Source organism: Candidatus Neomarinimicrobiota bacterium (assembly GCA_021734025.1).
GTDB lineage: Bacteria > Fidelibacterota > JAANXI01 > JAANXI01 > JAANXI01 > JAANXI01.
In genome coordinates this window covers 179,053-198,672 of the sequence record JAIPJS010000005.1, presented here as the reverse complement: position 1 = coordinate 198,672, position 19,620 = coordinate 179,053, and the positions used below count along the sequence as shown (strand labels likewise).

Sequence of the window (19,620 nt, the reverse complement as noted above, 5' to 3'; positions counted from 1 at the left end):
GTTTATGCAATGACCATAATCACATACCAGATCCGATTTCGATCTTCCTCTGGTGCATCGAAAGATATACGCTGTATGAGATTGGTGTCCGAATTTCCATCGTCGGTCAGAACACAAGGGGGATTTATACGAGGACATGTCACCAACTCGGTAACCACCAGTCGGGTCCGTTTGCATACATTAGTAATTATATATCCGGGTTATCCTGAAAACAATAGGAAAGTTCACCAGACGAAAATTTGATTAATTCGGTAATACTATGAGAAACATTCTGCTATAACAACACAGCCCCGGGAGAAATCTCCCCCCGGGGCCGTGCCAAATCCAATCATGTTGAAGCTTATTCGGATTAACGCATTAATACCATCTTTCGGATGTCTTGGTACTGCACCTTTTGGTCAGCAATCACCCGGATTTTGTAGAAATACATCCCGGAAGCCACCAGATTTCCGGCGTTGTCCGTTCCATCCCAGATCGTATTAAAATACCCGGCCTGCCGGAATCCATCCGCGAGGACCTTCACCGGTTGCCCGAGGATATTATATACGCCGACGGATACGATTCCATCCGCCGGAAGCTGGTATTCGATGGTAGTCGTCGGGTTAAACGGGTTCGGATAGTTCTGGGCCAACCGGAATTCGTCAGGAATACCGGCCTCGGCTGCGAGGTTGGTAATCTCGAATCCCGCCCCAGCGGAGGAACTTTCGTTCCCGTTAAGATCCGTTGCCGTTACCTTATAATACGCCGGAAATTCGGTCACTGACGCATCGGAGAACTGCACCACTGTAGTTTGCCCGATCCGGTTCGATGCGGAAGGTGCGAAATTGGCACTGGTACCCCGATACACCGAATAGTACTGGAGATCCGGAGCATCGGAGGCTTCCCACGCCAATTGAACTACATTTTCGCTCAGACCCCCGGAAAGATTACCTGGAATTCCCGGTTTCAGATTGTCCACCGAGTAACCCCGCATCGGTTCGGAATCGACGAACCAATACGGATCGTAGGTGTGGCCGCTCACCTTGAAGGCAGTCCAGTATTCCTGGACCGGTCCGGTGTATTTGTTGGAATCAATCATGGTAGCCGCCACCAGTGAATACATCTCCATATCATGGAACGGCACATAGTTCACGAATTCCCAGAGATCATCTCTGCCGGTCATCCGGAGTTCCCGCCAGACGCTCCAGCCAATGAAATCTCCACCGTCCGGCTGCCGGCCGGGATGGAAGTTCAGGCGAACCTGCCGGCCCTGATCGTTCGGGACATCGTGGATACCCGCAAACTGCGGCGGTTCGGCGTTGGTCCCACCCTCTTCCATGACAATATTGATATCAAATGTATCGTCTACGACCGAGTAGATCTCTTCACTGAACCACCGATAAAATCCTGGCGCATCTGCTACCAACTGGTAGGTACCGTTATTCCGAACATTCAGGAAGTAAGTACCGTCAGGATTTGTAAATGTCGCAAAAAAGCGGGCTTCATTATCCACGTCAAAAGCCAGGACTAGCGCCATATCAATAGGGCCACCGGCTTCGTTCTGTACAACGCCACGGAAGGCCGAGGCGAACTCACCGACGTTCAGCTTGATGTCGAAATACGGCGCAATATTCTGGTTATCGACGTAGAACTTAAGGCGATATCCGGGAAAATATCCTTCTGCCTCGACCATAAGATTGTATTCACCGAACGGAACTGCCGGCATATAAAACTGACCATCCATATCGGTGAATGCCACATTGCCGTAGCTGAAATCGGTTGATGCGACAAAGACCATCGCACCTTCAATGGGATCACCGGAGTTATTGTCAGTTATCGTACCGGAAATTTCACCGAGATTCTGCATACCGGGACGCAGGTAAAAGTCCCTGTACACAAACCCTTCATCCACCGATACCGTATCGTATAACGTGGTGTAACCCGGCGACCACACGTCCAGCCAATAAAATCCCTCCGGGAGACTCACTTCAAAATAGCCATAAGAGTCGGTCCAGATAGTAATACCGTAATTCTCATTCCCTATAGCTACTTCAGCGCCGGGAATCGGATCGCTGGTTTGATTATCGTAAACATAGCCCTCCAATCCCCCTGCGAACTGCCCCTGGGGATCCAGGGAATAATTCCGGACGATGTGGGTACCTTCGTTGATTACGATAAAAGCATCAATACCAAAATATTCATCCGCCCCGACCCAGACATCATACTCTCCAGCTGGCAGGTCAAGATAAAACTCACCGTTTTCGTCGGTTTCCGCCCAGTCATAGTACTGGTTGTTCCAGACATCAACCCACGCTCCCGGAATCGGCGTCCCCGGGTTGCCGGCATCGGTGACTTTCCCGCTGAAGCTTCCAACAATAGTATATGGATCAAGGGCATAGTCCTTGTGCTCGATAAGCGTCTCGCCCACAGTTACAAAATCCGGACCGAAGTCAAAAAAGCCCTCAGCGCCCACATACACTTCATAATCACCCGGCGGCAGATAAATCTCGTACAGCCCTGTTTTCCAATCGACCCCGGTATAATACCACTCTCCCGATTTCGTATTCCACAGGTCTATCCATGCAAAATAGAGGGTATCAGTCGGATCCTGTGTATTGACGACCGTACCGGAAATTCCGCCACTGACTGAAATCAGCGTAAAATTGATCTGCTGGGAGTTCGGTAACACGTCATGATAACCATAGGGCTGAATGAATATATAATCAGGCAAGCCCCAATGATCGACCTCTACATAATAATAATCGTCGGGATTCGGTCCGTCATACACATTCAGCGTATATTTACCGTCGGCTCCTGTCATGGTCTGAGTCCATCCGAAGTCCCAGTGCCATGCAGAAACCCCGACACCCGGAGCCGGATTTCCATTCTGCGTAACCGTCCCGGTAATGGTAGAATTCGCGGAATACACCGTGAAGTCCACCCAGGCGGAGGCTTCATCGTCTACATACACATCCTGATCCTCAGGAGCCATATACGCCGGGAACAGGGTTTCGCTGTCCATTCCGATCCAGTAATCCCCCGGAAGTACCGAAAAGGAAAAATTTCCCTGGTCATCCGTGGTGGTGTACAGACTCTGCTCACCCCAGTAGGATTCTGCATATACGCCAACGCCTCCAACCGGAACGTTAAACTGATTTAAAACCTGTCCCTCGATGAGCGCACTCCCGGACAGGTACACGAAATCCATGTCCGTCACCGGTAGATCCACATACCAATCCATATACGAATTGTTCGGGAATAGTCCACCTGCTAACCACAGTGCATCGAACGACATAATATTCCAGGTTCCGACTTGCGGAAGCGCGAGCTCATAAACCCCGGAGGAGTCGGTAAAATCGATGATGAAATATTCAGCACCCTCGCCGGTGTTATACATTTCTGCTATTACGGCGATGCCGAGTAACGGGGTTTCGGATTCATCGGTAACGGTACCTGAGACGGTAAGATCCGTCTCATACGGCAGTTGTTCCACGAAGACAGTCTCGATTACATCCCCGCTTTCGACTTCAAAAAAGAAGCCACCCTGGACGTTCGGGAGACCTTCCCACACCTCCGGATCGTATTCCAACGCGTACAGGGAGTCCGTGCCATCCATATCCATGGGATCGTTGTCGTAAAGCCATGCCTCGAAATCTTCAATGTAAATATCATCGATATCCGGTACACCGTTGTAATTCAGGTCAAAGACGACCCGGAGGACGGCCTCGGTCTCGCCGGTGGGAAATTCGAATGTCAGCATCCCGCCTTCGCCCACAATTACGGATGTGGCAACTTCACCGTTAAACCGTAGACCGAGCGTATCCGCCAGCATCATTTTGGCCAGACCATTTACAATACGAGGCTCCACTGGCGCAGTTTGATATCGTTGCTGAATTTGAGAGGAGTAGCGAGACTGAATTACATGTCGGTATTCCGACGCGTTCCTGCGGAATTTATGCCGCCCGGTGCGAATATGACGCGTCTGGTCTTCTCTGGCAGCTTGCAACTGATGCTGTTTTCCAAGAGTCGCCTGTTTTTGGTACTGCAGATTAATAAGCGATTGCACCTGAATCGCATTTTGAACGGAAGCCGGTATCTCCTGGCTTTCGGATACATCCATTCCGGCCTCACCGGTTCCAGCGTACAAATACCCAAATAGCGCGCTCCCCATTAGCACGCACACAAAGATATGGCACCACCTCTTCATAACGTCCCCCTTCCTAAAACTTTCATTGAATTTTGCAGGTATATCCCGGAAATAATCACATAAGATGATACATCATAATCCCGCCCGGAAACCGTGATTAATGTCACATAATATTATTATGTGAACTGGATATTTAACCCCAATAGTTAAATGTACTGTAGATTATTACTTGATAGTATAAAATAATGCGGAACTCATTAAAATAATTTAGGGTGTGAATAAATTGAAAATCAGGGGCAATCTAATAATTTGGTATGAATTGCCAACTTACCGGCCGGTGATCCGAGACGACGGAGAGGTACCTGTCCATATAATCGTCAAGCCGCAGTGTTTCCACGTCATTATTTTCCGCTTCGTCGAACAGCGCCTTACTCACCAGGATGTGATCCAGGAAGCTGGGCCAGCCGGGATACGAGTCGTAAAAGTCGCTGGCATCGGTAGCCAGATCATAGGTCAAAAAACGATACGCTTCTGCATCTTCCCAGAAGATGTAATACGGATTTGCATTTGACATATTCGTGAGATCATTGTTCCAGTCGCCGACCACCACCAGATTCGTGTCCACACCGGCAGCCCGAACGCTGTCCAGATAGGTATGAAGGATACCGGCAGCTTCCCGGCGACGTTCAATGCTTTCGGGATCGCCAAACGCCTTCATATGCAAGTTTATAACGGTGAAAGGAAATTCGTTGGCACCCCGGAAGGTAAAATCCACCCGGAGCGGCGGGCGACCGGCAAACGGGTAATCGTCGTCTACAAACAACTCAGAAACATCCCAAACATCAAAATCCGAGACCCGGTACACCACAGCCAGACGCATATAATCCGTAAATTCGGAAGAGTAAACAGCGTAATTATCCAGATTCGAGACCACCCGCTCCAGCACGGCCGGATTCTGGATCTCCTGGAGGCAGAATATGTCAGCATTTAGTCCCCGCATCAGCTTAATAACCGAGTCCTCCGTGGCAGATCCTTCCAGGGGAAACTGCTCCAGGTTCCAGGTAACGATTTCCACCTGGGCGATCCCGTTCAGATCCGGCACATCGTTGGGATTGTCCTCGACTTCGGTGATTTGGCCGCAAGATAACGGTAGGAACAGCGTGAGCGCCAGGAAGATGGCGCGGATAGAGGTTTTAGAGCGGAGTAAGTTTTTCATCTACTATGAAAATTTAGTGTTAAAGTGTTATGGTGTTACTGTGTTATTGTTGAAACTGTCCTGTGTCCGAAGTCTCGGGTCGAACGCATCTCTCATGTTGTTCGTGGGTACTTTATTACTGGATATTTATGTACCCGTTCAGTCATCCCTGGCGGGATTTGCGGGATTTTAATGCTTCAGTAGTCCCACCAATAAATTGGTGGGTTGAAAGCAATCGCCCCTGCGGGGCTTGGTGCTGGTTTTCTCCTTTCTCCCTTCTCCCTTCTCCCTTCTCCGTCTTTTCCCTTATACCCTTATACCTTATACCCTTTTTCCTTTTACTTTACTCCCCAACCGGTATCGTCCACAACACCGGCCGGTGATCGGAAATCAGCGATTCATACCGATCCCAGCTCCCGAGGTAATCATCCAGTCGCACGGTTTCTGTGCTTCCGCCTGCCGCTTGCTCGTCGAACAATCCTTTGGAATACAGAATGTGGTCTAAGAAACTCGGCCAGGAGGGATAGGATGCCTGCTCCGGATCGTCCGCGATTTCCATGGTGGCGAAGCGGAAGTGTGTTGCGTCCTCCAGGAACGGATAAAACGACTGATAGATCCCGGTGTCCCCGAGTTCGTCGTTCCAGTCGCCCATCACGATGATATTCGTATTTCCATTCGCCATTTGCGCTCTCAGGTTTTCGTGGAGTTGCTCCATGGAGCGCTGCCGCCTGTAGAGTCCGTCGCCACAGCACTTCAGGTGCAGATTCACCACCGAGAGCGGAACCGCCGCATCGCCATTTCGCCAGAGAAAATCCGCCTGAAACGGGGGACGCCCGGCAAAGTAGTAGTCGTTCAGCGTGAAAAATTCCCGCTGTCCCAGGAAGGTCAGGACATCTTTGTGGTAAATAATCGCCTGATCGTAAAAAGATGAATGCTGCGAGACTGTGTAGCCGTATTCCGGAACCAGCGTCATCAGCCGCTCGAACTCCGCCAGATTTCCGATCTCCTGGAGCGCCACAATATCCGGCTGCAAATCCCGGAGGACGGCCGCTACGCTCTGTACCGTGGTATCCCCGGCGTGGGGAAACTGCTCGATGTTCCAGGTCATGGCTTCGATACCGTTGACTTGGTTCACCGACGGAATGTCCCAGTCGTATGATAATTTCTGCTGATATCCGGGCATTGCTGAAGAGCCATTGCCGGAAGAAACCGCGAACAGTGAGTCGATGGTTCTGGAATAATCTCTGTCCAGAGATTTCTTTGCCTGAGTTGTCCAGACGTCGATGGAATCACGCATGGTGAGATCCGGAAGGATGTCGTCCTGAAGCAGAGTGATGGACATCCCATCGTCCAGCGGCGTGTCGTAGCCCGCCAGCGATTTGGTCTCTTTGTCAATTTTCAGCATCAGATGCGCCAGTCCGGAGCCGTTCCCGTAGTTCTGGATCACCAGCGTATGCGTCACCGGATCTTCCCAGGGAGAGTAATAGCCCGCGGTATTCCCGCCGGTAGCAATGATGTCGATGCCCGGCACCAGGTGCGCCAGCTGGAGTGCGTTCACCGGTTGATCCGACCAGTCGGTGTCGCCTTGATCAAGTCGCTCGATGAAATTTTCGTACTCCTCCTGCCGGTCGTACGGCAGACCGAGGCTGGTGAGGGCAATCACGATGTCGGCGCCCTGGGACTTAACCGCCTGAACCAGTTCTTTGGCGACCGAAACCGGGGGCTGGACAGTGATGCTTTTCACACGTGACGGCAACACCTGTTCCTTCAGATTGGCGTTGGTGAGTCCGAAAATTCCGACCGTCACATCGCCGAATTCTTTGAGGATATACGGCCTGGTGAACTCTACCGACTCTCCGGACGATTCAGACAGAATATTCGCAGAGAGGTATGGAAACTCCGCCAGTTCAGTCAGCCGCTGCATATTCTCCACACCATAATCGAAGTCAAACGGCCCGATGGCGGCGACATCGTAGCCCATCCAGTTCATCCATTTGATCATGGTGGCACCGCGGTCGTAGGTGCCAAGCACCGTCCCGCTGTAGAAATTTCCGCCGTCCAGCAGCAGCGTGTGTTCGCCGCGCTTCTCCGCCTTTTTCCGGATATCCTGCACATAGGTATACGCACCGGCGCCGCCGCTGAGCATCGGCGGATTCTCCGGATTCATGAACCCGGCCGGCACAGTAGCGATTCCGCCCAGCAGATCGTTAGTAAACAGCAGATGGATTGTCTGGGTATTCTCGCGCTCGCCGCTGATTAACGCAGCGGAGCTCAGCAGGACAACTAACGCAGCAATAAGTCCGTATCGTTTACTCATTCGGGAAATCCTCACAGGGCGTAGGAGAGCGTGAAGGTGGCGCGGACATTAGACTCGTTCACTGACTCCAGCGTGGTGCCGGTTTCGGCGTCGGCTGGGAAGATGTCCACGTAATCGTAGGTCACCGAATTAAAGATCGCGCCGAAATCCAGGGTGACATTTCCCCAGAGATAGCTTCCGCCGATGGTAAATTTCGTCTGCTCGAATTCCCGACCGAGCGGAGATTCCGCATAGATGAATCCGAACCGGAACGGGATTTTCCCGAGCAGCAGATGCTCCACACCAAGATGATACTCGAGAGTCTCCTGGAAATTCTCCGGCATGGTGTTCGCCGAATCCGGGGCGCCGACGTAGGTCACCTGGTAATTCGACCAGTCGGTGTAGTGGACTTCCACCTGGGCGCTGGTGGCAATGGGATTTTGCATTTTCCCACGGATGCCGAGGGCAATTTTTCCCGGGATTTGCGTTTCAATAGTTTGAAGTTCCGCAGAGCGCTCGTACTCCGGCAGTGCAACGCGATTCAGGAATCCCGGCACGCTGGCCAGGCCGGTCTGCGTCAACGTGACGCCGGATCGATAGTTCAGTCCGACCCGGAACCGCCAGTTGATGTCGTAGGCCAGTCCGGCGGTGAGCAGTCCGGGTGTGCCGTCCAGACCGATATCGCTGGCGAACGCCGTATCCGATGCCGCGCTCAGCGCGGGATCGTCTTCCCGGAGAACGTTCACGGAATATTCATTCGACAAATCATCCGCCATCAGCAGGTGATACGCGACGCCGACGCTCAATTTTTCCACCAGAGATACGTTCCCGCCGAGGCTGGCGGCGTAGATCTGTCCGTTCCGATCAATGTTGTGATAACCCGCCACCGGATCGCGATTATATACGCCGGAACCCAGGCTGGAGCGCACCTCTTCACGGTAATTATATCGCATATCCCAGACCGGGGTGTAGGAGCTTGCCACAGAAAACCCGCCGAAATTCGCCACGGCTCCGCCGGCATAGCCGGGATACCACCGGCCGTTGGACGCATACATATTGTCCGTCACCTTGTCCTCGAACAGATCGACCGCCGGAAAGGAGCGATCCTCGGTAAATCTTCTAAGCGTCGATGAGACCGATACATTGTAATTAGCTTCCCCAGCGACTAGTGCGGCGGGATTCGTCCAGAGATTCACGTAGCCCACGGAATTCGCCACACCGGTGGCGCCCTGACTTACGTAACCCGCCGTCTCCGGCCCGAACTCCTGCGGGAGTATCAGGGAGAAATAGGATTGGGCGCTCCCGATGCCGGGTGTGATTATCATTCCGATGACCGCAATTGCGGTGATGGTGGTTCTGAGGTTTTTCATATTTTTATCTGCGATAAGTGTTAGTGTGTTACCGTGTTATTGTGCTATTGTTAAAAACGTCACGTGTCATGGGCTCGGTGTCTTCTGGCTTTAATTCTCATAGGATAGCCTCGCAATCTCATTGCGAGGTGATTTTTAAGATTATCACCAGTCCCGCCTTGAAATAAGATTTCAATGTCACTGATCTCTACTGTCGGCGACGCCTGGAGCGGTCACCGACAGGACTGTTCCGATTCCCCTTTGAATGAAATTCAAAGGCTAGCCTCGTAATCTTATTACGAGGCGGCAATTACTAAAGCATCCCCACCAATAGATTAGTAGGCTGAAAGCAATCGCCCCTATCGGAGCTTGGTGCCGGGAATTCAACTTTTTCAGTTTTCTTTCTTCAATTTTCATTTTTTCTTCGCGGTTTTTTATTTCCCTTCTCCGTTCTCCATCTTTTCCCCTATACCTTATACCCCTATACCCGTTTTCCTAAAACGCGTAATCCAGCTGCACCCGGATATCCGATGTGGACGCCCTTGTCGTGATAGTCTCCCAGTCCAGGCGCGTGTCCGGGTAGACGTTCTGAGAATCCATCGGCTCGAAGTTGTGATTGGTGATGGGCAGTCGGTGATCCACCGTCCATTTAACGCGAAACGCCAGGTTATCGTTGACCCGGGAAAACAGCGAAATCCAGTAGCGCAGCGCATCCGTGGGACTGTCGAACACCCGGAAATCGGTATCCTCGAAGTTCCAGATGAAGCCGCGATAGACCATCACCTCGCTCACCAGGCTCAGCTGGTCGGTGAAGTTGTGTTCCACCTGCATGGCCAGCGCTTCGCTGCCGGTGCCGGCGTTTCCGACCAGAGACGGTTCTTCGCCGGCGGTCTCCCAGTCGACGGTGAGTCGGCGACGGTTGGTGAAATCCACAGAAGAGTTTACGTATCGAAGCTCCAAATTATTATAATTGGAAAGCCGGAGTTCGCCGCGGATAATCGTTTCTCTGGCAAAGAAGGTGGACGGATCGAGTATGTTGAAGGAACCCCGCGACTGCCACTTCTGCCGGATGTCGAACCGGTAGTTGAACACCGGCCGGTATTCCAGGCTGAGCACCGTGCGATAATACCGGGCGTTGTCCGCCACCCGCGTCCAGGTGTCGAAATCTGTGTCCAGAACGAATTGGCGATGAAACTGGTAGCGCGACCCAATGTAGACTCCGCGCTCCGCCTGGGGCTGGGCCTGGGCGCTATAAAGGTAGCCGTAAACCGGATCCTTCAGATAAAACGTATCCTCGAAAATGGTGCCCTTGTACCGCTGATAATTGGAGAACGAACGCTGATACGGGTTGTCGTATCCCAGGTCGTAATCCCGGTAGACCATCAGAAAGTTCAGGTTGTCGAACTGGAGGAATCCCGTAAGCACCAGCGCGCCAGGATCGTCGGAGAAATCTCCTATGTCACCGTTTTTATCCACGATGCCGTACTCGCCCTGGAGCGCGATATTCCGGATAACGGTGGAGAAGTCCACGCCCATGACGCGCCGAAGCGATTGCGCCTCAGACCAGAGAGGAGATTCCGCGGTATTGCCGTACATGGCCCCTATCTCCGGGTCGGCGCTGTTGCCGCTGGTGGTGAGGAACCGGCTGGCGTTCTCCGCAGAGATGACCGATCGCGAAATGTCCGGATTCAGTCGGCGATCGTACAGGCTCTCGTAGGAGGAGAGACCGATATACGTCCCCGGCCGGAAGGTGTACCTTGCGTGCCCGCCGTAGGTCACCTCGTCTACCACATTCTTCATGGGTTGCTGCAACGGCCCTTCGTAGCCCACGTCGGAGCGCGGGTACATGGTAATCAGCGTGGAGAAACTCTCGCCGTCCGGATTCAGCACCGCATCTCTGGGATGCCTGGAGGCAAACCCGTAAAAATCCAAATTTCCGGCGCTGGCCTGGAATGCGCCGCCGCGTAAGGCGTACTCATATGAACTCGACAAATCCTGAAACACGCCCGGCACCCGCTTGCTCCAGCCGTAGCCCGAGCGGCGCGGCGAAAAGTAATCCGTGCTCTCGAACACCACACCCTGGCCGAAGGTCGCCATAAAGTTCCCGCCGATGATCCGCTCGAATGTCACCGGGCCGATTTGGAGGTCCCGGTAGGTGACGGCGTATTTCATCTCTGGGACAGTCATGCCGGCCAGCGTGGTGGTGCGGTTCGCCTCGCCCAGCTGTCGGTGATACGCTAGCCCGGCCTTCCAGTGGCGGTTGATGGTCGCCAAAAATTTGTGCTGCAACTCCCCGGGATGGGTGCCGATGGTGGAAGCTCCCGGCGCCGCGTCCGCAGTTGCCGTCGGCGTCTGGATGGTCACGTCGTCACCAAACGCCCTCGCCGCCGGAAACGTCTGATACGTCACGTTATACCAGAGATGCATCTGGTCGTACGGATCGTAATCGCCGTAGTGGAAAAAGTCCCGCATGTTCCGGTAGCCGTAGTAGGAAAGACCGATGGCGGTCTCCAGCGCATCCGGGTAGTTGATGGATCCCTCTTCCAGTCGCTGCAGGACGGCCACAGCGTCCACGGGACTCACGTTCTGCAGGGCGATAAGGTCGTTGTAGGTGGCGTCGTTTATGTTCTTCGGTTCCGCTAAACGCTCCAGCCAGAGCTCGATGAGCCCCTCGTTGGCGCCCTCGGTGCTCGTCCAGTTCTCCACGCGATTGTAATAGTTCACTAATCGGGAAACGGTCTCGGTAGTATCCGGGATGCTCATTGAGATAAGCGGCTTCAGTTCATTCAATGCCTTGCTATCGATACCTTCGACTTCCCGTAACTGATAGATACTCGTCACCGGGCCGCGCAGTTGCACGTATTTGTACAACGCCTCCGCTTGCTGGTGGGTGAGCGGCAATTCCTGAATTTCCTTAAAAGTTGCCTGGTTGACGTTGAGCGGTGTAACGCCCAGGATCGGCAGCGCCACCAGGAGGAGTATCACTATGGAGATGATCCTTCTCACAGAGCGAATCCCAGGCTGAACTGGTGGGTCAGGGGAAAGACCGGATGGGTGATCATTCCGTAGTCCGCCATGAGGAATTTGTAGCGAATCCGGAGTCCAGCGCCAAACCGGTTAGGATTCGAGTGAACGCCGGAATAGAGCGTCAACTGATCGATAATACGGTATTCGAGTCCGGCGTGATACTGGGTTTCGGTGCCGGCCTCTCGGGTCATGGCAAAGGTCGTCCAGACCAGATGATACGGCGAATAGGCCGCGCCGATCTGCAGTTTTATCGGTAGATCGACTCTGGCGTTGCCGCTGCCCATCTGCGGGGAGTTGATGTTATGCACCTTCGCGCCCAGGTAATGCCGCTCCCGGAGGCTGGCGAGGAAGCCGATATCCAGTCCTACCGCCCGGCTTACGCCGAGATCGATGCCGTCGGAGCCGTCGCCGGACGGCCCAGCGGACTGACCGTAATCCACCTGGAGGTATTTGACGCCGTAGCCGAAGGAGAGCGTAGAATTCGCATCATTCTGGAGATCGAATCCGTGGTAAAAGCCGACGGCCGTCTCGCTGGTGAGATCCTGGCCCACGTAGTTGACGGCAAGATTCTCGAATCCCAGTCCAACGCTACCCCAGTTTTCCATGGGATAAACCACAGCGCCCAGCGCATGCGGAAGAAATGACTGTCCCAGGGTATTTTCGTAGGAAAAGACCCCTGAGAGACCTTGCATGCCCGACAGCGCCGCCGGGTTATTGAAAACCGCCCAGGCGTCATCCTGGTGCGCCACGTCGCTGCCGGCCAGCGCCGCGTTCCGCGCCCCGTAATACGCCTGCGACGACGTCACCTGTCCCTGGGCGTTGAATCCAGCAAGCACGACCATGACACCAACCACAATTGTGGTAATTACTTTAATCAAAGAATTCTCCGATGTCTCCGCCCTGGATACGCCAATCGATCTTGTAGGGACGCGGTTCACCGCGTCCGTGTATCTTTTTCGCCGTCCCGGATATTTGTGGGCGGACGCTATAAATAGCGTCCCTACAAGCGCATTTCCTGTTATGTCTGCAGCAAGTAACCGTGTATCTGTCATATAATGATGGAGATTATGGAAGAGAGGATGTGCTGATATCCTGCGATCTTTGTCTTTGGGTATTTCATTATCTTTTTTTTCTTTCTTCGCGTTTTTATTCGTGTCCTTCGCGGCTAATCTATGGTTTTTCATTTCCCGTACACTCCAATTACCACCGGGGCGGTATCCGTGGAGAGATCGCCAGTTTGCACGTCGGTGACCTCCAGGTGCATCACATAGACGCCGGCCGGCACGATCTCGTTGATCTCGTTCCGGCCGTCCCAGGTGCCCTCGATGTAGAAGGAGAGTCCGCGGAATTCGTCGTAGAGCGAGGTCACGTAGCGGCCCGAGGTATCGTAGATTCTCAACTTGATTCGGCTGTTGGCAGGATAGCTGAACTCGTACGCGATATTCTCCCCCAGCTGCGGCACGAACGGATACGGCGCCACGTTCAATTCCGCCTGGTAGTCGCCGACCTCGCCCTCCTGGTGCTCGGAAATCTCATCCGGAAACGCCGGCTGTACCTGGCTCTCGCCGTTAAACTCGCTGGCAACACCCCGGACGTCAACCAGGTTGCCAACTTGCAGGAGGTCGTCCATGGCCTGGCTCACCAGATCCTCATCCTCATTGTACAGCAGATTCGTGGAATTCCAGATCCGGACGGTGGTGGTGGCGCCGGTGGGATCTTCAATGGTAACGTTTGTCCCACCACCTACAAGATCCTGCCGGGCGGTGATTTTACCCCAGACCTCCACGTACGTCCAGTTGTACTCAAGCGTATTAAATTCTTCGATGGTCAACTCAACCACCGGGAGCTCGGCGTTTTCCTTCAGTGACGTCATACCCGTGTATTCCAGCTCCGGTGTTCCATTGAAATCGGTAACCGTGCCGGTGACTTCCAGGGAATCGCCGCGATGAAACGAGGTATCCAGCGACGAGCGGTACAGGATGATCCCCTGGCCGGATTCGTCCTGGAAATACGCCTCGGTGAACGTTGTTCGCAGCTGCCCGGCCGGCATGGTGACCACGCCGTCCACGGTGACGGTCTGGCCGTCGTACTCGGAGAGATTGTCGACGATTTCAGCGATGGTGATTTCCGGCGCCGGTTCTGAAATCTCCACGCTGAAGATTCGGGTGGAGTCCCGCAAACCGGTGTCGTCTGTGGCGCGGACTCGATAATTCAGCGTCCCGGCTTCCCCCATCGCATCGAGCGTTACGCTGTAGGTATCGTTCTGGCCAGGGGACATGGCCGACGAGTTTTCATTGCCTCCGAACGTGTAGGCCAGTTCGACGCTCGCCACCGATCCGTCGTCGGTTACCTGTGCAGAGAAGGTGAGATTAGCGTCAATCATCGGCGACGCAGGAGTAAGTGCTACGTTGCTGATTTCCGGCTTAGTGTTCCCCACCGAAGCTGTCTGCCAGGTGCTGCTCAGATTTTCGCTGGTCTCGTCGTGACCGGTGATACCGTTGCCGCCGGACTGGGTCTCCGTCCCCTCGCCGCTGATGCGCTGGAGCTTGTCTCCCACGCCGTGGCTGGACATAAACTCCTGCTGATCGGCCGGCGTATCCGCAGAGTGTCCGGAGATTCCTGTTTTATCGATGGCCTGCAAGCGACCGCCCCAGAGGAGGTAGTCCACGTCCTGCACCGTGGAGGCGGAACCATCCCAGGTGAAGAGCACCAGCGTTTCCTGATTGTCATCCAAAATAAACGGGATGCCGCCAATTGTGGATTCGCCGGCCTCCGCCGGACGAAAATCCTCCTTCAGCACCAGATCCGGCAGGGAACCGTACTCGTTCTGGTAATCGGATTCGGAGTGAATGGCAATGATCACGTTGGCCCCGGCATCTATGGTAAAACCGTCCGGGAACCGGGCGATAAAATCGGTGCCAGCTCCGCTCCAGTAATCCGCGCCGGAGGGCAGGTTGTAGTAGTAATCGCCTTCGACTGTGTCGGTGGCGTCGGTGATGTAGTAGTCGGAGAGATCAACGGTGTTTCCCGTAGGATTATGAACCGTGATATACTCCCCGGGGTCGGGCTGCACAACAAACTCCGAGATCACCACGTGATCCGGCTGCGCCAGTAGCATGGCCGGGAGAAAAAAGAGCAGGGTTCCGCGTATCAGAGTAGACAATTTCACAGGCTTACCTCAGCAGGGTAGCTTTTTTGATGAGCGTCCGGCCGTCGGCGGTCAGTCGGAAGAAGTAGATGCCGGACGGCTGGTCGCCGGCGTTCCACTGGGTCATGTGCCGGCCGGCCGTGGCGTACCCGGTGCTCAGTACCCGGATTTTCTGTCCCAGCAGATTGTAGACGGCCAATTCGTGCTGTCCAGCCTTGTCCAGGTGCCAGGTAATATTGGTCGCCGGATTAAACGGGTTTGGATACGCCCCGGAAAGCGCAAATTTTTGCGGTTGGGTCAAATCCTCCGGATCGGTGGACACCTGGGTGCCGTAGTCCGATTCGTAGCCCAGGAGTAGCTGGTGTACTGTTTGTCCGTCGTCAATGTAAATACCCGCTACGCCCCGGAATTTTTCTTGCGTTCCAACGGCGAAGTCTGTGGTGTCGATCCCGGTCACGTCCCAAATCCGTACGATAGTTGTGTCGGTCTCGTCCGCGACCTCCAGATTGGTACCGCCACCGGCCCACCACTTATCGGTAATAGTGCCGGTGAATCGGATGAATGTTCCTTCCCAGGCGGAATTGTTTGCTTCGGCGATGGTCAGCTCTTCCGCCTCCGGCAGCGTGTTATCTGTGGATTCGATGGTATATCTGAAGTTTTCTATCTCAAGAATTCCATCGAATACGCTTGCACGCCCGACTGCCGTTACCTTGTCACCGCGGGCGATATTGTCCATTAAGTCCGGATGGAACAGCTGCACACCGCGACCGGACGCATCCTGGATGTACGCCTCGGTGCGGGTGTCCACCAGCACTCCCGCGCCGATGGTCACGATGCCGGAGACCGTCACAACCTGCCCCTCATACGTCGATATGTCGTCCCGGAGCGTCCCGATTTCCATCGGCGACTCGGCAGCAACAAATATCGTTTTCTCCGGGGATTCAACACTGTTCCCCTGATCGTCTTCTGTGTAAATTTTATACTGAAACTCCGAATTCCCGCTTTGGGCCGGAATAATACCGACATACTCGTTTCCGGATTCCGGGTACAGTGCTGCCGTATTCGGAAAGCTGCCGCCGGAGCCGTAGAGGATTACAGCAGAGTCGATGCTGCCAACCGTCGGCTCAATAGTCACCCGGATCTCGATCTGGTTATTGGCCCGAACAAAATCCGGCGAGGAGGTAATGCCAGAGATGGTGGGGGCGTCTGCGTTTTTCACCAAATCATCTTCCGAACGGGGCAGCACTTCGTATTCTTCATATCCGTAATTCACAACGCCGATAATCTGATCAAACTGTTCGCCGGCAGTCGGTTCATATGGAAAAAAGGTGTCTTCGATCTCTGCCTCACCGCTTCCATCATCGACAAACCATTGTCCATACTGGTCAGCTGTGCCGGTGACCGTCACATCATTCAGCACAACCAACATACCTTCGTAAGATTCACCTTGGGAAGAACAACCGCCTCCCAGCGTTCCGGTTGAGACTTCCATAGGATCATAAATCGAGTTGTCGGATGTATGAATTGTATAGTCACTTAGGTCCGAGACCTCTGTCATACCGAAATATTCGGAGACTGATCCAGTAATGGATACACTGTCACCAACTGTAAACGTCGCGTCACTATCATAAACCTTCACGCCGCTCCAAAGACTCCTGGCATCCTGTACAAATCTCGTCCCCTCACTGGAAGCAGTAACAATTCCCGAGAAAGATACGGGTTGTCCAACATAGGGGGAGGGATAGCAATCGCCCCCGGTGCCGGCATCACTGGTTTCCTGAATCTCCGCAATGGAGTAGCCGGAAGAACTTATCACCGTATATTCGTATGTGGAACTCTGGGATGTTTTGGTATCGTTGTCGGTAGCTTCGATGTAAAAGGAGACTTCCGTACCAACGGATTGCGCAGCGATAGTGCCGGAGTAAGTGTCGCCGGAAGAGTTGGTCATAGCCGAGGACGAAAAATCCCCGCCATCAATGGAGACGAACAGTTCCACGGAAGAGATTGTGCCATCAGCATCGGTGACATCAGCGGTGACCGTTACGCTTTCGGTTTCGTTCGGCGGACTCGGCGAATGGAACACGTTGGAAATCACAGGCAGTCCCTGTTCCAATGACTGACCGTTGTTTTTTGCCCCCGGCGAATTGTCCATCACTTCCCAGCGGGAGCCGTCCAGCCCGACCCGGCCAATGGATTTGCCCTCGTCGCCTTCCCAGTAGGAATCGTCCGGCGTTGCCACTTCCATGGGATCGCCGTTGGAATCGTTTAGTTCACCTTCGTAGGAGGCTGCGTCCACGATCGTTCCATCGACTTGCAATTCAACTCCATCAGGAGCGCCGTTCTGGACGTTATTGTCCGGATTCGAGAAATTAAAATCCGCTTCTGAGACAGTACCGGTACCAATGACGTAAAAACCAAAACCGTTGGTCTCATCGGTTAGCGTAATATTTCCAAGATCAATGGTATTATATGGTGTATTTCCATTACCATTCATCAACACGATAGTCACATTATTGTACGTTCCTGCCGTTCCCGTGAGTTCTATGAATTCGCCGGTATCGGTACTCGGCTGATCGTAATCGATTTCGTTAATAAAAATCTGCGCAAAGATCTGCAGCGGTAAGGCCAGCAGGATTGCGGCGATGGTAAGTTTTTTCATAAGAACTCCTGAATATGGTTGGACGTTTTAATCGAATAAATGTAAGGTAGAAACTGATTCATACGTGCGCGTCAAATACTCCGGTTCCGTGTCAAATTGCAGGGGAAGGTACTATCAGAAATGCCGCAAAGCAATACCCGGTTCCTTCGGAAAATTATATTCCAATGTCCTGAGTAATCATCGCATTTTCTTCCGAGTAGAGACGTGCCATGGCACGTCTCTACTGCCAATAATATCAATAGGTTACCCTATATTTAAGAAATGGTAAATTTTCAGAAATCCTAAGAAAAAATTTTGAGACGGTATTCTCGTACATCCTCCATGCAACGACTCTGCTAAAAAAAGACGGAGAAATAGCGAGTATACCTCACCATTCATGGAATGAACGTGTTTCTCAGCATTCCCTGATGTTACTCCCGCTCACCGCGGTTGATGTCCACATCGGTGGAAAGTTTGTACCGAACAATCCGGCCTTCGCCGGGATCGGCGATATAGACTTCGCCGTCGGAGACCGCCACCGCTGACGGTCGCTGCAACACGTTCGGCTCGTAGCGAATAAAGGTGGAGTCCACATCAACGTATGAGGTATCCCCGCCCGAGATAAGGGTATCGGTCACGGTGGTATCGATGCGGACTTCTTCGGTACCGAGGTACCGCAAAAAGTTGCCTTTAGGGCTGAACTCCTCCACGTAATTTTTGCCGGTATTCGTAACGTAAATATTCCCGTTCTCATCGGCCGCAATATCCCGCGCGTTCTGGAACCGCCCGATTTCTCCGATATCGGCAGTCTGAATGAGGTCAAATTCGCCGGTGGTCAGGGAAACCCGATGAGCGCCGAAGTTTTTGTCGGTCTGAGAGTAGAGCAGTTTGGGATCCTGATTGAACTGTTGGAAATAGAGCCCCGTAGGGGACATCACCGTGCCCTGGCCTGTCCCTTTACTCACCGCAAACGACTGGAATTTCCCTCGGTGCAGCCAGATGGTCTGGCCGTTGGTGAGCCGCACCATCCGGTACCTTTGATAGTCCACCCGGACGATCCGGCTGTAGAAGCTGGCGTCGGTGAGATAGACCGAGCCGTCTCTGGATGGCGAGGCGATATTTTGCGGCATCCAGGCGGCGACCGCGTTAAACCGGCTCTCTTCCGGTGCGTTGCCGTATCTGCCGGAGATCATGTGCGCCACCGAGGTGGAGAAAAACATCCGCGGCTTCAGCAGGGAATCGATACGCGCCTGCTCTGACGACCATGCCACACCCTCGATATCCTGAACCGGTGCGCCCATGCGATAGAACTGTTCCGCAGAGATGGTCTGGTTCGGATTGTCCTCCAAAATAAAGCCGGACGCGACTGCCTCAACGCCCACGTTATTCACGTATTGGTTCCAAACGTACACGTGGTTGGTGCTGTCTACGATAAAAATGTTCATCCGGGCGTCGGCGGAGATTCCCATGGGCTGAATTACTTCGCTTGAATTTTCCCAGGATGGAATTGCCGCCAGGTCATCGAAGTTTTTGTTGCCGAAGGCGTCGGCGGATTCGATGACACGCCCGGTTTTATTCATCACCAGAACCCTGGAATTCCCGCGATCGGCCACAAAAACGTAACCGTCCCGGTTTACGCAAATATCCCGGGGATCGTTGAGAGAGAAACCATTCTCTGCCGGCCAGTCCGGCTTTACCCGGGTGTAGATAGTGTCCCCGGCGGCGACGTTTCTGCCGCTGTCCACCGGGCCGGTGGGTAATGGCCGTTTATCGCCGCAAGTGACGATGAAAATGCTCAGGAAGGTGAGCGCATATATTCTGAATTGGGTTCGGAGTGTCAT

Annotated in this window: 9 protein-coding genes; all 9 read right to left on the bottom strand. The window is 53.5% G+C overall.

Going from position 1 to position 19,620, the window contains the following annotated elements:
- Positions 1-349 precede the first annotated feature (349 nt).
- On the bottom strand, positions 350-4,186 hold the full coding sequence (locus K9N57_08140) for a carboxypeptidase regulatory-like domain-containing protein (protein MCF7804145.1): 3,837 nt from the start codon (positions 4,184-4,186) through the stop codon (positions 350-352).
- A 241-nt stretch (positions 4,187-4,427) separates the two neighbouring features.
- Positions 4,428-5,342, bottom strand: coding sequence for an endonuclease/exonuclease/phosphatase family protein (locus K9N57_08135; GenBank protein MCF7804144.1), 915 nt, complete (start codon positions 5,340-5,342; stop codon positions 4,428-4,430).
- 322 nt (positions 5,343-5,664) lie between these two features.
- Positions 5,665-7,638, bottom strand: coding sequence for an endonuclease/exonuclease/phosphatase family protein (locus K9N57_08130; protein ID MCF7804143.1), 1,974 nt, complete (start codon positions 7,636-7,638; stop codon positions 5,665-5,667).
- A gap of 11 nt (positions 7,639-7,649) precedes the next feature.
- Complete coding sequence (locus K9N57_08125) at positions 7,650-8,987, bottom strand: outer membrane protein transport protein (protein MCF7804142.1); 1,338 nt, start codon at positions 8,985-8,987, stop codon at positions 7,650-7,652.
- Positions 8,988-9,461: 474 nt separating this feature from the next.
- The gene (locus tag K9N57_08120; GenBank protein ID MCF7804141.1) at positions 9,462-11,972 is read right to left on the bottom strand and encodes a helix-hairpin-helix domain-containing protein; all 2,511 of its coding nucleotides are present in this window, start codon (positions 11,970-11,972) and stop codon (positions 9,462-9,464) included.
- Positions 11,969-12,871: a type IX secretion system membrane protein PorP/SprF gene (locus tag K9N57_08115; GenBank protein ID MCF7804140.1), complete on the bottom strand. Its 903-nt coding sequence runs from the start codon at positions 12,869-12,871 to the stop codon at positions 11,969-11,971. The genes K9N57_08120 and K9N57_08115 overlap by 4 nt, the downstream gene beginning before the upstream one ends.
- Positions 12,872-13,173: 302 nt before the next feature.
- Positions 13,174-15,162 (bottom strand): lamin tail domain-containing protein, encoded by a 1,989-nt coding sequence (locus K9N57_08110; GenBank protein ID MCF7804139.1) that lies wholly within the window; start codon positions 15,160-15,162, stop codon positions 13,174-13,176.
- Between the two features lie 4 nt (positions 15,163-15,166).
- Positions 15,167-17,800, bottom strand: coding sequence for a T9SS type A sorting domain-containing protein (locus K9N57_08105; protein ID MCF7804138.1), 2,634 nt, complete (start codon positions 17,798-17,800; stop codon positions 15,167-15,169).
- 410 nt (positions 17,801-18,210) lie between these two features.
- Positions 18,211-19,620, bottom strand: a complete 1,410-nt coding sequence (locus tag K9N57_08100; GenBank protein MCF7804137.1) for a hypothetical protein — start codon at positions 19,618-19,620, stop codon at positions 18,211-18,213.

Coding starts and splice junctions, on each gene's coding strand:
- K9N57_08140 (MCF7804145.1), bottom strand. CDS start 4,186: ATGAAGAGGTGGTGCCATATCTTTGTGTGCGTGCTAATGGGGAGCGCG.
- K9N57_08135 (MCF7804144.1), bottom strand. CDS start 5,342: ATGAAAAACTTACTCCGCTCTAAAACCTCTATCCGCGCCATCTTCCTG.
- K9N57_08130 (MCF7804143.1), bottom strand. CDS start 7,638: ATGAGTAAACGATACGGACTTATTGCTGCGTTAGTTGTCCTGCTGAGC.
- K9N57_08125 (MCF7804142.1), bottom strand. CDS start 8,987: ATGAAAAACCTCAGAACCACCATCACCGCAATTGCGGTCATCGGAATG.
- K9N57_08105 (MCF7804138.1), bottom strand. CDS start 17,800: ATGAAAAAACTTACCATCGCCGCAATCCTGCTGGCCTTACCGCTGCAG.
- K9N57_08100 (MCF7804137.1), bottom strand. CDS start 19,620: ATGACACTCCGAACCCAATTCAGAATATATGCGCTCACCTTCCTGAGC.